The following is a 16,388-nucleotide window of genomic DNA, read 5'->3' on the forward strand; positions in this document are numbered from 1 at the left end:
GGGTGTCAGTCGCCGTCAGGGATGATCATGCCGAGCAGCCAGCTGACCACGCTGATGATGATCGCGCCCAGGAAGGCGGACGGCCAGAAGTCGTCGACGTGGAAGGGGATGCCGAACTGCCCGGAGATCCAGCTCGTCAGCAGCAGCATGGCCGCGTTGATGACGAGCAGGAACAGTCCCAGGGTGAGCACGATGAGCGCGCATCCCAGGGCCTTCACGATGGGCTTGACGATCGCGTTGATGAGGCCGAAGATCAGCGCCACGATCAGCAGGGTGCCCCAGTAGTTGACTGAGTTCGTCTCCGTGGTGATCCGGATGCCGTCGAGGAGCTGGATGGACACCCAGAGGGCGATCGCTGCCGCCAGGGTTCTGATGATGAATCTCACGCTGGTTGATCCTCCCACTGTGATCCGCACTCCGATAGGGGCGTGACCAAGTGCACCCTACGTTCCCGCTGATCACCGTGCGTAGTTCTGGGACGGGGAGTGTTTCGGGCGACGCTCGCGGGATAGGTGCGTCCGAGGGGAGGGAGCGAGATGGACGCCACTGGTCTCGAGTCGCTTTCGGCGAGCGAGCTGCACGACCGCGCGGTGCGTTACGCCGTGCACCATGGGGATCTCGGGTTCCTGTGGAACCTGCTGAAAGTGATCCCCGCGGCCGAGGCCGCGACCGGTCACGAGAGCGAGACGACCGCCGACCTCAGCCACGTCTCGGCGCTGCTCAGCGACGCCATAGGCGCCGGCGAGGGCGATCTTGGCGAGGCGCTGCGGCCGGTCTACCTGGAATACCTGCGCCAGCATCCCGACGCCTGACCCGCGCCTAGCCCGCGAGCCGGGCCTGGGTCCTGCTCCACTCCGCGAGCCCCGGCGTCCCCCACTCCCGCCCGTCCCGGCCGATGATCAAGCTCTGGTACGGTCCCGTCGAGGCCAGCCAGGAGGCGCGGCGCCGGGCCCCGGCCGGTCCCATGACGGACATCGCGGTTGCGTGGGCCTGGGCGACGCCGAGGTCGGGGCCGAGCACGGTGACCGAGCCGAGGACGCCGGCCGCGGTGGCGATGCCCAGGTCGTTGACGAAGATCACTTTGAGGGTCTGCCCGGTGCGCGGGTCGCGGAGGCCGACGCGCCAGCGCCTGCCGGGGCAGGCCGAACCGCGGACCCTGACGTCGCCGCCCGCGTCGATGCGATGGTCGCCGGCTCCCGCGCCGACCAGCGCGCGGGACAGCCGTTCGAGCGCCCAGCCCCTGACGTGGCTGTCCCGCCCGGTGGCGCCGAGGGTGTCGTCCGCCCGGCGTAGCCAGGCGAAGGCCGCGTCGAGCAGGGGAGCGAGCTCCCGCCGTGGCAGAGCGGTGCGGATGTCGACGCTGACGTGCGTGCCGATGACCGTCCCGATCCGGGCGCATCCGGGGAAAGACATCACCTTTGCCTCCTTGTCGGCAGCCACGCTCGCACGGTGGGCGTATTGTCCGGCTAAGCTCTTTGCCGGAACTTGACGCTCGCGGTCCTGACCTGGGTGCCGGGCACGGCCAGCCGGGCCAGCGCGCCGCGCACATACTTCGTGAAGTGGCGGGGACCGGCCAGCACGATCTCGCGCTCGGCGATGTCGGGCACCTGGCGGCTCAGCCCGGAGGCGCTCAGCCGCTCCTTGGCCCTGGGGTCGTGCTCCTTGCCGACGACCAGCACCAGGCCGTAGCTGTCCTGCAGCTCGCGCAGCTCGTCGGTGACCCGCTCGGTCCGGTAGACGGCCACGGTGCTTCCGGCCCGGCTAGCCAGCAGCCCGCGCAGCGCCGCCGGCTCCAGGCCGGTGGCGATGAGCACGGTGCCCCTGGTCCGGCCGGCCCCGTCGTGGTTCCGGACCGCCATCACCGCGGCCACGCCGTACACCAGCAGGGCGCTGACCGTCACGGGCGAGGAGGAGGTCGAGCCGAGGTGGTAGGCGGCGAACAGCGCGCCGGCCAGGAGGCCGGCAAGTAGCAGGCGCTGTCCGGCCCGCTCCGATCTCAGGTGGTCGCTCGTCTCGCTTGCCATGCATAGAACAATGCGTGTCGAACATGAGAGCCATCTGAGTAAGGTCTAAATCATGGCTAACGTGCGGGTAGAGCGGACTGATGACGGCGGATTCCGGGCGACGAACGCCCGCGGCGCCGAGGTGCGGATGGGCAGCGGTGACGAGGAAGGCATGTTCACGCCGGTCGAGCTGCTGCTGGCGGCCGTGGGCGGCTGCAACATCGTGACCGTGGAGCCGTTGACGGCCAAGCGCGGTCATCAGCTGGTCCGGCTGGCCATGACGGTTCACTCGGACAAGGTCGAATCCAACCGGCTGGGCCCGGTGACCGTCACCTACGACGTCGAGCTGCCGGCGAAGGAGGCCGACGAGGTCTTCCGCGCCGTGGCGGCCCGGGTCCACGAGAAGTACTGCACGGTCAGCCGCTCGCTCGAAGAGGGAACCGAGGTCCGGTTGGAGATCCCCTAACTCCGATTAGAGGGATATTCGACCGCGTTATGACGCGGTCGTTGCATACAGCTCGGTAGTGTCGAAGCAGGTCGGAAGCACTGTGACCGGCCGTAAGACCTACACCGGAGCGGACGCGGAGGGGGACCGCAGTCTGCTAGTGCGGGACCGCCGTCGCTTTTGGGGGAAAGCGTCGGCCCGGACCGCCGTCGGGATCGGGGTCGGGCAGATTTTGGGGGAAACTGCCCGGCCCCGATCTCTTTTCTGTGCAGGCAGGCTCGTATCGTACGGTCTCGTGACCAAAGTTCTCATCGACTGCGATCCCGGCATCGACGACGCCATGGCGCTGGCGCTCGCCGCCGGCGCCCCCGGCATCGAACTCGTCGCCATCACCACCGTCGGCGGCAATGTCGACCTCTCCCTGACCACGGCCAACGCCCTGGCGCTCAGGGAGTTCCTGGACCTCGGCGACATCCCGGTCACCCCCGGCAGTGCCGGGGCGCTCCTCCATCGCACCGTCCGCGCCGGCGACATCCACGGCGACACCGGCCTCGGCGGCGCCGTCCTGCCGGCGCCGCTGCTCGCGGTCTCCGAGGGGCACGCGGTGGACCGCATCATCGACACCCTGCGGGCCGCGCCCGGGGAGATCACGCTGGTCGCGATCGGGCCGCTCACCAACATCGCCCTGGCCGTACGGCGCGAGCCGCGCATCGTCGAGTGGGCCCGCGACCTGGTCATCATGGGCGGCTCCTTCACCCGCGGCAACCACAACCCCGCCGCCGAGTTCAACATGCTCGCCGACCCCGAGGCGGCCGCCATCGTCTTCGAGGCGGGATGGACGGTGAAGATGCTCGGCCTGGACGTCACCCTCACCGCGGTGGTCACCTCGGCCGTGCTGGACCGGATGCGGCCACTCGGGCGGCTGGCGGAGCTGCTGGTGCCCGCGGCGCAGTTCTACGGCGCCGTGACGGACCTCGCCGGACCGGCCATCCACGACGCCTGCGCGGTGGCGTACGTGATGGACCCGTCGCTGGTCACGATGGTGCCCGCGGTGGTGAACGTGGAAGTCATCGGGGAGTACACCAGAGGGATGACGGTGGTCGACTTCCGGCTGCGCGAGCGACGGGCGAACGCGCTGGTCGCCACCGGGCTGGATGCCGGGCGGTTCTGGGATGTGGTGCTCGGAGCGTACGTAAGGCTGGCGGAGCGGCTCGGATGATCTGATGTGCGGGCAGCGTGCGGCGGCTGATACAGTTACTCGTGTTGCAGGCGCCGCTAGCTCAGTTGGTCAGAGCAGCTGACTCTTAATCAGCGGGTCCGGGGTTCGAGTCCCTGGCGGCGCACCTCGACAGAAGCCCAGCTCAGTTGAATGAGCTGGGCTTCTGTGTTTCCTGCCTCAGGCTCCCCTCACGGGAGGGTTGCATGCTTGTTAGGTATCTCCGTAGGGTGAGGCTCCCCCAGCGACATGATCGGAGCCTCAATGATCGAGCCGCCCCCGACGCTTGCCGACCAGTGGTCCCAGTGGAAGCCCGTTCCCACGATCCCCGAATACTGGCCGGGCCTCGGGAACGAGCACCGGGGGGACGGGTTCGGGATCGACCGCAGAGGCGTGAAGGCCGTTGCCGGCAAGCTCATCAAACGAGCCTCCGACGACGACAAGTTGACCTACGCATTCGGCCAGGACTACGGCCGGATGAGTGGCAAGACCTTCCACTGGAAGCTGCCTGGCGATCTCGGCGAGCTGCTCGACAAAGCTGAATTTCACATAGCCAAGTTCTGGAGAGATCTGCACGTCGAGGTCGGGATGGCCGGGTTTCTGATCGAGCGAGCCTCCACCAGATATGATCTCGCGGAGCAGCCCCTGCTCGGCGATATGTCCACCGACCGGCTCGACAAGATCCTGTTGCATCCCTCGGCCACAGTCTTGTGGACTCCTGACTCCCACTATCCCAAGGGCGAGGAGAGGCTGGAGCTTCCCGCGGCGGCCGACTACGGCGTGGACCACATGACCGCGGAGATGGCGAAGCGGGACATCGAGCACCTCCCCCGCGGCGGCGGCAGTGGCCCGGAACCCTTCGAGCAGATCGCCGGAGACCTGACCGAACTGGCGAACTCCCTGCGGAGCGGGGCGCAGGACCTGCGCGACGCCCCCTGGCACGGTGGAGCCGCCGACAACGCGCAGGGCGCGCTGCGGCAGATCTACGCGAACACCACCGCCCTGGCCGCCGCCTGCGGCGGCCTGGGCGCCGCGAGCAGGAGGTTCAAGGAAGTCGCCGACTGGTGCCGCAGAAGCTTCCAGGAGATGGAGGACCTGGATCTGGAGCGTAGTGGCGCGGGTGGGATATGGGGTCCCAGCAGCATCGTCAACGGCTGGACCCGTAACCTCCTGACCGAGGCGAACAACGAGTTCCTCGACGTCTACGGCATGATGCCCAAGCGCCTCAAGGAAGACCTGCCCGGCCTGCTCATCAACGAAGAGAACCTGGCCCAGCTGAACCGGAACATGAAGATCGACACAGAGGCCGCCAAGAAGTCGAGCCCTCCCGACGCCCACCTCGATGAGTGGCTGGAGAGGTGGCGGCCGATCGTGCGGGACCGCGAGCAGGCAGAGAAAGAGTACGGCTAGGCGGCCGTCTCGTGCCCTGACGTGCGGACCACGGCGCCTCCGCCCGGTGCCGCGGGCGGGTGGTCTATTCTCGGGCTCGTTCACGACTTGCGAGGCGATCCTTGAGCGACGAGGAGATCCGGGCGCGGCTGCGAGCCGACGACCACCCGGTAGAGCTGGAGTTCCCGCCGGGCTTCGACTACGACAGGGCCGCCGGGCGGTTCGCCGATCTCGTGGGGCGGTTGCAGGCGGCTTTCGGGTGCCGGTGCCCGCATGAGTCGCTGGGCGCGATCCAGGATGCCGCGGAGCTCGGGGCGCTGTTCGCCGCCTGCGAGCCGTTCGACGTGGTGTTCCGGCGGTGCGCGCGGTTTCCGGGGGTGCTCTACCTGGTGCCTGAGCCCGGTGCGCCGTTCCGGGCGCTCACCGGGATCGTGGCGGCCCGCTGGCCAGAGCGGAACGAGCCGTGGTCGTCGTACCCCTTCAGGCCCCGCCACGCCCGCGCCAGCGCCTCCTGGGTCGCGTCCTCGGCCTCGTGCAGCGAGCCGAGCATGCGGTAGCAGTGGGCCTGCAGCTCGTCGCGGAACGGCTCGACCAGCCGCCCGAACGCGTCGGAGTCACCCGCCCGCGCGGCGGGTAGCTGCTGTGCCACGTCGTCGCCGCGCATGCAGGACCTCACTCACCCTGACGCCGTCCCCAGGAGCAGGTTACCGATGGCGAGTCTTTGCCGGTGTCGCACGGCGGCTTGGGGGCAGCGGGGGAAGAGGACACCGGAAGAGAGGAATGGTGACATGACTGACGTTTCCGGCCAGGGCTCCCGGCCTGGCGACAGGCGTGAGGTGCTGACCAACCGCCAGGGCCACCCGGTCTACGACAATCAGAACCAGCGAACCGTGGGTCCACGGGGTCCGGCGACGCTGGAGAACTACCAGTTCCTGGAGAAGATCAGTCACTTCGACCGCGAGCGCATCCCCGAGCGCGTCGTGCATGCCCGGGGGACGACCGCCTACGGCTACTTCGAGGCGTACGGGAAGATCGGCGACGAGCCGATCAGCCGGTTCACCAGGGCCGGCCTGTTCCAGGAGGCCGGCAAGCGGACCGATGTGGCGGTGCGGTTCTCCACCGTGATCGGCGGACGGGACTCGGCGGAGACCGCGCGGGACCCGCGGGGGTTCGCGGTCAAGTTCTACACCGAGGACGGCAACTGGGACCTGGTCGGCAACAACCTGGCGGTCTTCTTCATCAGGGACGCGATCAAGTTCCCGGACGTGATCCACTCGCTCAAGCCGGACCCGGTGACCTTCAGGCAGGAGCCGAACCGGATCTTCGACTTCATGTCGCAGACGCCGGAGTGCATGCACATGCTCGTTAACCTCTTCAGCCCGCGCGGCATTCCGGCCGACTACCGGCACATGCAGGGGTTCGGCGTCAACACCTACAAGTGGGTCAACCAGCAGGGCGAGACCGTCCTGGTCAAGTATCACTGGATGCCCAAGCAGGGCGTGCGGAGCATGACCGCGGCCGACGCGGCCGTGATCCAGGCGGACGAGCTGGGCCACGCAACCAAGGACCTGCGTGACGCCATCGAGCGCGGCGACCACCCGGAGTGGGAGTTGCTGGTGCAGATGATGAGCGACGACGAGCACGCCGAGCTGGACTTCGATCCGCTCGACGACACCAAGGTGTGGCCGGAGAACGACTTCCCAGCCAGGCCGGTGGGTCGCATGGTGCTCAACAGCACCGTGGGCAACAACTTCGCCGAGAACGAGCAGATCTCCTTCGGCACCGGCGTGCTGGTCGACGGGCTCGACTTCTCCGACGACAAGATGCTGGTCGGCCGTACCTTCTCCTACAGCGACACCCAGCGCTACCGGGTCGGCCCGAACTACCTGCAGCTTCCCGTCAACCAGGCGAAGAACGCCAGCATCCGGACCAACCAGCGAGACGGCCAGATGACGTACTTCGTCGACACGGGCGGGGAATCGCCGCACATCAACTACGAGCCGTCGTTGCTCGACGGGCTGCGCGAGGCCGAATACGCCACCGTGGACGAGGAGGGGCCGGTCATCTCCGGGCGCCTCACCCGCAAGCGCATCCCGCGGACGAACGACTACACCCAGGCCGGGCAGCGCTATCTGCTGATGGAGCAGTGGGAGCGGGACGACCTGGTGAACAACTTCGTCACCATGCTCAAGCAGTGCGACCGGCGCATCGCCGAGCGGATGGTCTGGCACTTCCTGCTCGTGGAGGACGATCTGGGGCTGCGCGTCGGCGAGGGACTCGGCATCACGCCCGACGACGTCGCGGACCTGGAGCCGCTGGCCAGCCAGGACCTGACCGACGAGGACCGGGACCGCCTGGCCAAGCTCGGCAGGAACGGGCAGCGGGACGTCAACGGGCTGAAGATGACCCACTGCGTGCCCGACGAGCGGGCCGCGCACGCCGACCAGGGCTGACCGCGTCAGTCCAGGCGGCGCAGCATGGCCTGCTTGGCCGTGCTGAACTCCTCGTCCGTGAGCACGCCCGAGCGGTGGAGCTCGCCCAGCTCCGCCAGATGGCGGAGGACGATCTCCATCTCGCCGGGTGTGCTCGGAGGCGGGGGCAGCTCGGCGGGGCCGCGGGGGACGCGCGCCAGCACGGCCGCGGCGACGAGCGCGGTCGTGCCGCCGAACCGCTGGACGCCCCAGCAGACGCAGTGCAGGTCCTTCTGCGGCGGCTTGGCCGGCCCCTCGTCCTTGACCCGGAAGCGCAGGCAGCCGTAGCTCATGCCGGTCTGCGGCTTCCACTCCACGCCCACCAGGTCGGCGAGCGCCAGTTCCTGCGGCCCGGCCTCCTCCTTGACCGAGGCGGCGAACCCGGTCCACTCGAGGCGCACGCGCTCGCCGTCGAAGGTCGCGGTGCCGTCACCCGCGGTGCCCGTGATCGGCACCGCGGGGCCCGGCAGGACGAACTCCTCGCAGGGGCCGCTCGGCGTCTGCCAGACCGTCAGGGCGTCGCGGATCTCGTCGGCGAAGTATTCGGCCGCGCCGGTGCGGCCCTTGGGGATCGCCAGCCGATAGGGGTCGGCCGGGGCGGCGAGCGAGCCGGCGACCGCGTCGGTGAGCGGATCGGCCCCCTTGCGCAGTCGCAGGCGCAGGTGGCCGCCCTTGCGTGCGGGCTCGAACGTGGCGCCTGCGACCGCCTCGAGCGGTATCACCAGCTCGCCCAGCGCCTTGCGGAGCTCGTGCACCTCCCGGCCGCTGCCCGGGACGATCCGCAGGGTCTCACCGTTGAACGTCCACACCCCGTCGGGCACCGCCATCTCGGCCATGCGCACCAGCCTAGGACAGGACGCTCGGCGTCGTTACCCTCCCTTGGTAGGGAGGTGGGGCCGTGGAGGTCTTCACGAGCTGGAAGTCCTGGGCCGATGCCGAGACTCCGCTGCGCCGGGCACTGCCGGAGGCGACCGTCGAATTGCTGCGGGAGGCCACCGGGTTCGCCGTCCTGCACCACGGCGGCCAGCGCCGGCCGACGGGCGCCGCCTACCTGGAGCATCTGCTGGAGGCGCTGGAGGTCGCCGTCACGGGGGTGGGGGTGACCGAGCCGGACGTGCTCGTGGCGATCGTGCTGCACGACGTGGTCGAGGACACCGCCTGCACGCGGGAGGAGGTCGCCGCACGGTTCGGCGGGCAGGTCGCCGAGCTGGTCGGGTGGGTGACGAAACCGGAGGTCGCCGAGGGCGGGGACAAGGCGGCGGTCAAGGCCGGCTATCTGCGCGCGCTGGCGGCGGCGCCGCGCGCGGCCGTACTGGTCAAGCTCGCCGACCGGGTGAGCAATGTGCAGGAGCTGTGGCGGATGCCGGTCGAGTTCCAGCGGCGCTACCACCGCGAGACGGTGACCCACATCGTGCCCCTGGCAGCATCCGAGCCGTGGTTCGCGGCCTGGTATGCGGCCTGGCGCACGAGGTGGCAGGCGTTCGAGTGACCCATCAGCTCGGCGGGCGGAGCCGGGCCAGACGGTTGCGCACGCCGTCGAAGTGGGCGTAGACGGCCGCCACCGCCTGCGCCTTGTCCGCTGCCAGCACCGCCGCGTAGATGTCGCGGTGGCGCCTGGCCACGTCGCCCGGGGTCTCGTCCGGCGCGCCGAGGTGGTCGCGGAGCTGGTGATAGACGTCCCAGAACGCGCCCAGGAGCTGGCTGACCACCGAGTTGCCGAGCGGGCGGTAGAGCAGGTCGTGAAAGAGCCGGTCGATCTCCGGCGAGATCTCGCCCACCGATGCCTCGGCCTCCATGCGAGCCATCACGTCGGCGACGGGTGACAGGTCGACGTCGGTGCCCAGGTCGATGAGGCGCTGGACAAGGCCGATCTCCAGGATCTCGCGGATCTCGATGAGATTGGCCAGCGCGTTGCGGCTGTCCTGAAGGGTGATGCGGCTGTGGAAGGCCAGCTCGTCCACGAGGCCGGTCAGCGACATGCGGCCGACGAACATGCCGAATCCGTGGCGGATGTCGACGATGCCGACGGCCTGCAGCGCCTTGAGCGCCTCCCGGACCGAGTTGCGGCTGACGCCCAGTTCCCCCGTCAGCTCGCTCTCGGTGGGGAGAGGGTCTCCGGCCACCAGCCCGCGCTTGAGGATGAGCTCCTTGACGCCCTCCTGGGCCTCGACGGCTCGGCTCAGCCGGGGCCGCGGGACAGTGGTCATGAAAGATCCCTTTCCATTAGGTCATTGCGTAACATTCCGGAAACCTCCTGTTGACCACAACCCTGTGCCGCATCTAGCGTCCACGTTACGCACAACATAGGACATGGGATGTCCCACGTTCTACGTGAGACCGCTTCCAGCGGCCTGACGCAGGTAGCACCTTGCACCTACCCCCCGGGAGGCATCCGTGAGCTCTGAGTTCAGCCGGCGCGACTTCCTGCGTTACAGCGGGGCGACAGGCGCGGCCGCGGTCATCGCGTCCACCCTCGCCGCCTGCAGCGGAGGTCCGGCCTCGACCGGCTCCGTCGGCGCCGGATCCAACAAGGACCTGATCACCGCCGTCATCGGCTACGGCAACGACCAGAGCTGGGACCCGACGCAGACGGCCTCGGCCTTCGCGATGGCCGGCATCAACCACATCTACGAGGGCCTGCTCGACACCGACCCCATCAGCCGCGAGCCCTACCCCGCGCTGGCGACGGCCCTGCCCGCGGACGCGAACGCCACTTCGTGGACGTTCACCCTGCGCGAGGGCGCGAAGTGGCACGACGGCAAACCGGTCACCGCCGACGACGTGGTCTTCACCTTCGAACGAGTCCTCGACCCCGAGGCCAACGTGCTGGTGGGCAACTTCTTCAGGTCCTGGCTCCAGGAGGTCAAGAAGGTCGATGACCGCACGGTCGAGCTGGTCTTCAAGTTCGCCTTCCCGGACGCGGCGCCGAGGCTGACCATCGCCAAGATCATGCCCAAGCACGTATTCAGCCAGCCCGGCGCCTGGGACCAGGCCAAGGGCGGCAAGGCCGTCGGCTCGGGACCGTACAAGCTGGTCCAGCACAACCCCAAGTCCAACACCTCGTTCGAGGCGTTCGACGGCTACAACGGATCCCGCCCGGCCACGGTCAAGAAGATGAACTGGCTGACCATCGTGGACGCGGCGGCGCGGGTCGCCAAGATCTCCGGCGGCTCGGCCGAGGCGCAGATCGCCGACAACATCCCGTACGCCAATGTCGACCAGCTCAAGCAGCAGGGGCTGACCGTCGAGGGCGGCGCGGGCATGAACCACATGTTCCTGATGTTCAACACCGGGACCAAGCCGTTCGACGACGTGCGGGTGCGGCAGGCGCTGCACTACGCGATCGACAAGCAGAAGATGATCGACGTGGCGCTCAAGGGCCACGGCACCGCCTCCAGCTCCTTCCTCAACGAGGGCCACCCCGACCACAAGCGGGCCTCGGTCGTCTACGACTACGACCCGGACAAGGCCAAGGCGCTGCTCAAGGAGGCCGGGGTCGACAACCTGGCGGTCAACCTCATGGCGGTGAACGTGAGCTGGCTCGCCGACTGCCTGCCCACCATCGCGGCCTCGTGGGAGGCCATCGGCGTCAAGACCACCCTGGAGCCGCAGGACACGGCCGCGCTGTTCACCAAGATGGATCAGTTCCAGGACTATCAGGTGGTCGCGGCGGCCTCGAACCCCAACCAGTTCGGCATGGACGCCGACCTGATCCTGCGCTACAACTTCGTGGCCGGCGGCCTGTGGATGAAGTACGCGCACTTCGACGGCACGAAGGACGCCAGGGCCCTGTTCGAGCTGATGGACGAGGCCACCAAGGAGTCCGACAAGGCGGCCAAGGCCGAGAAGGTCCAGAAATATCTGGATGTGATCGCCGATCAGGCCGTGCTCTACCCCGTGGTGCACACCGAGCTGATGACCGCCTGGGATCCGAAGAAGGTGTCGGGCGTGCGGGCGCAGGCCTATCCCGGGATCAACCTCCTCCAGGCCCAGAGAGCCTGACAGGGCGCACCTGACCATGGTCCTCATCGCCAGAATGCTGCTGCGGCGGGTTCTCATCCTGGTCCCGCTGCTGCTCGGGGTCATCGCGTTCGTGTTCGTCGTGATGCGCTTCTCCAACAGCAAGCCGGAGTACGCCTACTTCCAGGGCGCGAACCCGACCCCCGAGCAGATCCACCAGTTCCAGCTGGACAACGGCCTGCTGGACCCGCTGCCGCTGCGCTACCTGCGTTTCGTCGGCGACCTCCTGCAGGGTGACCTGGGCACCAGCGTGCTCACCAAGAAGCCGGTGATCGAATCGATCATGACGGCGCTGCCGCTGACGCTCCAGCTCACCTTCCTCGGCCTGGCCGTGGCGATCGTGGTCTCGCTGGTGTTCGGCGTCACCGGCGCGCTGTTCCGCGACCGCTGGCCCGACCAGGTGATCCGCATGGTGTCGCTGATCGGGGTGGCGGCGCCGGCGTTCTGGCTGGCACTGCTGATGATCCAGTGGCTGGCGGTGGGGCAGGGCCTCTTCCCGACAGGCGGTTACATCAACCCGGCCGACTCCCTGGGCGGGTGGCTGCGCTCCATGACGCTGCCCGCCCTCTCCCTTTCGCTGCCGATCGCCGCCCAGCTCATCCGCATCATCCGCACCTCGATGGTGGAGGAGCTGGACAGGGACTATGTGCGCACCGCGATCGGCAGCGGCCTGCCGCAGATCGTGGTGATCGGCCGGAACGTGCTGCGCAACGCCCTGATCAACCCGCTGACCGTGCTCGGCCTGCGCATCGGTTATCTGATCGGCGGCACCGTGGTCATCGAGACGATCTACGGCCTGCCCGGCATGGGCCAGCTCATGATCAACGCGGTGCGCGACGGCGACCCCGCCGTGGTGCAGGGCGTGGTGCTGACGATCGCGATCGGGTTCATGGTCGTCAACCTCGTGGTCGACGTCCTCTACCTGCTGGTCAACCCCCGGCTCAGGAGTGCCGCATGAGACGAGGACTGACGGAACGCCTCTCCGCCCCCGGCATGACGTTCAGAAGGCTGCCGCCGCTGTCCTGGGTCGCGGTCGGGATCGTGCTGCTGGTCGTGCTGGCGGCGCTGTTCGCGCCGCTCATCGCGCCGCACTCGCCGTACTTCCAGGAGACCGCCGGCGGCGGCCCGTCCGCCGCGCACTGGATGGGGCTCGACAGCGCCAACAGGGACATCCTCTCCAGACTGCTGTACGGCGCCCGCTGGTCACTGATCATCGGCCTCGGCGCGACCGGCCTGGCCCTGGTGGCCGGGGCCGTGATCGGCGCCGTCGCCGCCACCTCGCGCCGCGCCGTCGACGAGACGATCATGCGAGTGCTCGACGTGATCATGGCCTTTCCCGGGATCGCGCTGGCCGCGGTGCTGGTGGCGGTGTTCGGCGGCAGCATCACGGTGCTGGTCATGGCCATGGCCTTCCTCTACATGCCGTCCGTGGCGCGGGTGGTGCGGGCCAACGTGCTGGCCCAGTACGGCGAGGACTACGTGGCGGCCGAGCGCGTCATCGGCGCCCGCACCCCGCACATCCTCGTCAAGCACGTGGCTGTCAACTGCGCGGCTCCGGTGCTCGTCTTCTGCACGGTGATGGTGGCCGACGCGATCGTGTTCGAGGCGTCGCTGTCGTTCATCGGCGCCGGGGTGCGCCCGCCCGACCCGTCGTGGGGCAGCGTCATCGCCGACGGCAAGAACCTCGTGCTGCTCGGCGGCTGGTGGGCCACGGTCTTCCCCGGCCTGCTCATCCTGATCACCGTGCTCGCGCTGAACATCCTGTCCGAGGGCATCTCCGACGCGTGGGCCGCCCCGGCCGCCCGCCGGGCCGTCACCAAGAAGGACGACGCCTTCGAGCAGGCCGAGCCCGGCTCCGGCCAGATCACCGAGCTGCCCGGCCTGGCCGAGGCCGCCCGCAGGCTGGCCGAGCGGGCCCGCCCGCTGCCTCAGGGGCCGCCGATCCTGTCGGTGCGCGACCTGCGGATCGGGTTCGACGCCGGAGTGGACATCGTCGACGGCATCGGCTTCGACGTGCGACCCGGCGAGGTGCTCGGGCTGGTCGGCGAGTCCGGTTGCGGCAAGTCGCTGACCGCGCTCACCGTCATGGGCCTGGAGCCGCGCAACGCCCGCGTCAGCGGCGAGATCATCTTCGACGGCGACGAGCTCCTGACCATGCCGCGCAAGGCGCGCAGGAAGCTGCTCGGCCACGACATGGCGATGATCTATCAGGACGCGCTCTCCTCGCTGAACCCGGCCATGTCCATCAAGGCCCAGCTCAAGCAGGTCACCAGCCGCGGCGGCCACCGCACGCCGGCCGAGCTGCTGGAGCTGGTCGGCCTGGACGCCCGCCGTACCCTGCCCTCCTACCCGCACGAGCTGTCCGGCGGGCAGCGGCAGCGGGTGCTGATCGCGATGGCGCTGTCCCGCGAGCCCAAGCTCATCGTCGCCGACGAGCCCACCACCGCCCTCGACGTGACCGTCCAGGCGCAGGTCATCGAGCTGCTGTTGCGGCTGCGCGAGGAGCTGGGCTTCGCGCTCATCCTCGTCTCCCACGACCTCGCGCTGGTCGCCGACGTCACCGACCGCGTGGTCGTCATGTACGGCGGGCAGATCGTGGAGACCGGCACCACCGCCACCCTGGTCGGGGCGCCGGCCCACCACTACGCCCGAGGGCTGCTCGGCTCGGTGCTGTCGCTGGAGTCGGGGGCCGAGCGGCTCACGCAGATCCGCGGCGTGGTGCCCTCGCCGGCCGACTTCCCGGCGGGCTGCCGGTTCGCCGACCGGTGCCCGATGGCCACGGCAGTGTGCCGTACCGACGCCCCGGCACTTGAAGGCGACGCCCACCGGCACGCGGTGGCCTGCCACCATCCGGCGGTCGTCCTCGAACCGGGCCAGGAGACGCGGGGGACTGAGCAGCATGCTTGAGCTGAAGGACGTGCACGTGGTGCACAAGGCGCGCTCCGGCGGGGTCTTCTCCCGCGACCGCGTCCACGCGCTGACCGGCGCCGACCTCACCATCGGCGCCGGCGAGACCGTCGGCGTCGTGGGGGAGTCGGGGTGCGGGAAGTCCACGCTGGCCAAGGTCCTGGTCGGGCTGCAGCCGCCCACGTCGGGGACCGTTTCGTTCCGCGGCCGGGACCTATGGGCGCTGAAGGACTCCGAGCGGCGGGCGGTCATCGGCTCCAGCGTCGGGATGGTCTTCCAGGATCCGTCCACGGCGCTGAACCGCCGCCTGCCGATCAGACAGGTGCTCCGCGACCCGCTCGACGTGCACCGGCGCGGCACCCCCGCCGAGCGTGACGCCCGCGTGCGCGAGCTGCTCGACCTGGTCGGCCTGCCCTCGAGCGTCGCCGAGGCGCTGCCCGGCCAGCTCTCCGGCGGCCAGCGCCAGCGCGTGGCCGTCGCCAGGGCGCTCGCGCTGGAACCCGAGCTGCTCATCGCCGACGAGCCCACCAGCGCGCTGGACGTGTCGGTGCGGGCCCAGATACTCAACCTGCTGCTCGACCTGAAGGAACGGCTCGGGCTGGCGCTGGTGTTCGTCTCGCACGACATCCAGACGGTCCGCAGGATGAGCGACCGGGTCGTCACCATGTACCTCGGCAGGATCGTCGAGCAGACGCCCGCCGAGGCCGTGCCCCTGGCCGCGCGGCACCCGTACACGCGGGCGCTGTTCTCCGCCACCCCCGGCCTGATCTCGCCGATCAACCCGATCCCGCTGGTCGGCTCGGTCCCCTCGGCGACCAGGCCGCCGAGCGGCTGCCCGTTCCGCACCCGCTGCTGGCGGGCCGACGACGAATGCGCCGCCGCCTGGCCCGAGCCCACGACCGACGGCGAGCACCTCTACCACTGCCACCACCCGGTGGCGGCCGGAGCCACCGACCTCCAATTGATCCAGGAGCGCGCATGACGACGTCCGATATCGCCGCATCCCCGGCGTTGACCGGTGTGATCCCCCCGGTGGTCACCCCCTTGACCCCCGACGGGGAGGTGGACGTCGCCTCGCTGGTCAGGCTGGTCGACCACCTGGTGGAGGGCGGCGTGGACGCGCTGTTCACGCTGGGGTCGTCCTCGGAGGTGGCCTACCTGACCGACGCCCAGCGCGAGGTGGTGCTGGACACCGTGGTCGGCCATGTGGGCGGGCAGGTGCCGGTGCTGGCCGGGGTGATCGACATGACGACGCCGCGGGTGCTCGCGCACGTGCGGGTCGCGGTCGCGGCCGGCGTTTCGGGCCTGGTGGCGACGGCGCCGTTCTACACGCGCACCCACCCGGCGGAGATCCGCACCCATTTCCGGGCCGTCGCCGCCGGCGGCGGAGTCCCGCTGTACGCCTATGACCTGCCGGTTTCCGTACACACCAAGTTGAGTGCCGATCTGCTGATCGAGCTGGCCGCCGAGGGGGTGCTGGCCGGGGTGAAGGACTCCAGCGGTGACGACGGTGGCCTGCGCCAGGTGATACTGCGCCGCGAGGGGTCGTTCAGCGTGCTGACCGGGTCCGAGGTGACCGTGGACTCGGCGCTGTGGATGGGCGCCGACGGCGTGGTGCCCGGGCTGGGCAACGTGGACCCGCAGGGGTACGTGAACCTCGTCCGGTCGGCGTCCCTGGGCGACTGGGAGGCGGCCAGGCGCGAGCAGGAGCGCCTGGTCAGGCTGTTCGAGATCGTCCACGTCGGCGGCACCCGGATGGGCGGCAGCTCCTCCGGCCTCGGCGCCTTCAAGGCCGCACTGCACCTGCGGGGCATCATCGACCACCCCGCCACGGCCCTGCCTCAGGTGCCGTTGAACGACGAGGAGACCGCCAGGATCGGCAAGCACCTGGCGGCGGCCGGCCTACTGTAGGCCGGCCGCTCGCCCGTGCCCGGCCC

17 protein-coding genes, 1 tRNA gene and 1 pseudogene are annotated in these 16,388 nt (G+C 69.5%); 13 read left to right on the forward strand and 6 right to left on the reverse strand.

The genetic code is table 11. The features are described from left to right. Positions 1-5: 5 nt before the first annotated feature. On the reverse strand, positions 6-386 hold the full coding sequence (locus V5E28_RS09690) for a phage holin family protein (protein WP_336206095.1): 381 nt from the start codon (positions 384-386) through the stop codon (positions 6-8). Positions 387-536: 150 nt separating this feature from the next. Between V5E28_RS09690 and V5E28_RS09695 the strand changes: the two genes are divergently transcribed. Then, a complete protein-coding gene (locus tag V5E28_RS09695; protein ID WP_336206096.1) occupies positions 537-812 on the forward strand; it encodes a hypothetical protein in 276 nt (91 codons plus the stop codon). Between the two features lie 7 nt (positions 813-819). Here the strand turns inward: V5E28_RS09695 and V5E28_RS09700 are convergent, their stop codons facing one another. Together V5E28_RS09700 and V5E28_RS09705 are read right to left on the reverse strand one after the other, a co-directional pair. Continuing rightward, complete coding sequence (locus tag V5E28_RS09700; protein WP_336206097.1) at positions 820-1,413, reverse strand: FAD:protein FMN transferase; 594 nt, start codon at positions 1,411-1,413, stop codon at positions 820-822. A 53-nt stretch (positions 1,414-1,466) separates the two neighbouring features. Beyond that, positions 1,467-2,024: a hypothetical protein gene (locus tag V5E28_RS09705; protein ID WP_336206098.1), complete on the reverse strand. Its 558-nt coding sequence runs from the start codon at positions 2,022-2,024 to the stop codon at positions 1,467-1,469. Between the two features lie 52 nt (positions 2,025-2,076). Between V5E28_RS09705 and V5E28_RS09710 the strand changes: the two genes are divergently transcribed. From V5E28_RS09710 to V5E28_RS49480, 5 genes are all read left to right on the forward strand, one after another. Next, positions 2,077-2,469, forward strand: a complete 393-nt coding sequence (locus V5E28_RS09710; RefSeq protein ID WP_336206099.1) for an OsmC family protein — start codon at positions 2,077-2,079, stop codon at positions 2,467-2,469. 274 nt (positions 2,470-2,743) lie between these two features. Further along, positions 2,744-3,667 (forward strand): nucleoside hydrolase, encoded by a 924-nt coding sequence (locus V5E28_RS09715; RefSeq protein ID WP_336206100.1) that lies wholly within the window; start codon positions 2,744-2,746, stop codon positions 3,665-3,667. A gap of 50 nt (positions 3,668-3,717) precedes the next feature. Further along, positions 3,718-3,791, forward strand: a tRNA-Lys gene (locus V5E28_RS09720). 137 nt (positions 3,792-3,928) lie between these two features. Then, entirely contained in the window at positions 3,929-5,074 is a 1,146-nt protein-coding gene (locus V5E28_RS09725) for a hypothetical protein (RefSeq protein WP_336206101.1), read from the forward strand. Positions 5,075-5,286: 212 nt separating this feature from the next. Continuing rightward, positions 5,287-5,610 carry a 2'-5' RNA ligase family protein gene (locus V5E28_RS49480; RefSeq protein ID WP_442945794.1) on the forward strand — a complete coding sequence of 108 codons (324 nt, stop codon included), beginning with the start codon at positions 5,287-5,289 and terminating at the stop codon, positions 5,608-5,610. Here V5E28_RS49480 and V5E28_RS09735 read toward each other — a convergent pair. Continuing rightward, positions 5,562-5,717: pseudogene (locus V5E28_RS09735) on the reverse strand (hypothetical protein); the annotation flags it as partial. The gene V5E28_RS49480 and the pseudogene V5E28_RS09735 sit on opposite strands and share 49 nt — an antisense overlap. 124 nt (positions 5,718-5,841) lie before the next feature. Between V5E28_RS09735 and V5E28_RS09740 the strand changes: the two are divergent. Continuing rightward, on the forward strand, positions 5,842-7,506 hold the full coding sequence (locus V5E28_RS09740) for a catalase (protein WP_336206102.1): 1,665 nt from the start codon (positions 5,842-5,844) through the stop codon (positions 7,504-7,506). Between the two features lie 5 nt (positions 7,507-7,511). Here the strand turns inward: V5E28_RS09740 and V5E28_RS09745 are convergent, their stop codons facing one another. After that, positions 7,512-8,360, reverse strand: coding sequence for a DUF4429 domain-containing protein (locus V5E28_RS09745; RefSeq protein WP_336206103.1), 849 nt, complete (start codon positions 8,358-8,360; stop codon positions 7,512-7,514). 62 nt (positions 8,361-8,422) lie between these two features. Between V5E28_RS09745 and V5E28_RS09750 the strand changes: the two genes are divergently transcribed. Next, positions 8,423-9,013: an HD domain-containing protein gene (locus V5E28_RS09750; RefSeq protein ID WP_336206104.1), complete on the forward strand. Its 591-nt coding sequence runs from the start codon at positions 8,423-8,425 to the stop codon at positions 9,011-9,013. Positions 9,014-9,017: 4 nt separating this feature from the next. Here V5E28_RS09750 and V5E28_RS09755 read toward each other — a convergent pair whose 3' ends face one another. Beyond that, positions 9,018-9,731, reverse strand: coding sequence for a FadR/GntR family transcriptional regulator (locus tag V5E28_RS09755; RefSeq protein ID WP_336206105.1), 714 nt, complete (start codon positions 9,729-9,731; stop codon positions 9,018-9,020). A 187-nt stretch (positions 9,732-9,918) separates the two neighbouring features. On the opposite strand from V5E28_RS09755, the gene V5E28_RS09760 reads away from it, so the two are divergent. Genes V5E28_RS09760 through V5E28_RS09780 form a run of 5 tightly spaced genes read left to right on the forward strand, consistent with a single transcriptional unit; the run spans position 9,919 to position 16,362 of the window. Beyond that, on the forward strand, positions 9,919-11,526 hold the full coding sequence (locus V5E28_RS09760) for an ABC transporter substrate-binding protein (protein ID WP_336206106.1): 1,608 nt from the start codon (positions 9,919-9,921) through the stop codon (positions 11,524-11,526). Positions 11,527-11,542: 16 nt separating this feature from the next. Beyond that, positions 11,543-12,502: an ABC transporter permease gene (locus V5E28_RS09765; RefSeq protein WP_336206107.1), complete on the forward strand. Its 960-nt coding sequence runs from the start codon at positions 11,543-11,545 to the stop codon at positions 12,500-12,502. Further along, entirely contained in the window at positions 12,499-14,451 is a 1,953-nt protein-coding gene (locus V5E28_RS09770; RefSeq protein WP_336206108.1) for a dipeptide/oligopeptide/nickel ABC transporter permease/ATP-binding protein, read from the forward strand. Before V5E28_RS09765 ends, V5E28_RS09770 begins: the two co-directional genes overlap by 4 nt. Beyond that, positions 14,444-15,433 (forward strand): ABC transporter ATP-binding protein, encoded by a 990-nt coding sequence (locus V5E28_RS09775; protein ID WP_336206109.1) that lies wholly within the window; start codon positions 14,444-14,446, stop codon positions 15,431-15,433. The genes V5E28_RS09770 and V5E28_RS09775 overlap by 8 nt, the downstream gene beginning before the upstream one ends. Further along, a complete protein-coding gene (locus tag V5E28_RS09780; protein ID WP_336206110.1) occupies positions 15,430-16,362 on the forward strand; it encodes a dihydrodipicolinate synthase family protein in 933 nt (310 codons plus the stop codon). The genes V5E28_RS09775 and V5E28_RS09780 overlap by 4 nt, the downstream gene beginning before the upstream one ends. The last annotated feature ends 26 nt before the right edge of the window (positions 16,363-16,388 follow it).

Origin of the sequence: Nonomuraea sp. LPB2021202275-12-8, from assembly GCF_037044575.1 — a bacterium.
In the GTDB taxonomy this organism is placed as follows: Bacteria; Actinomycetota; Actinomycetes; order Streptosporangiales; family Streptosporangiaceae; genus Nonomuraea.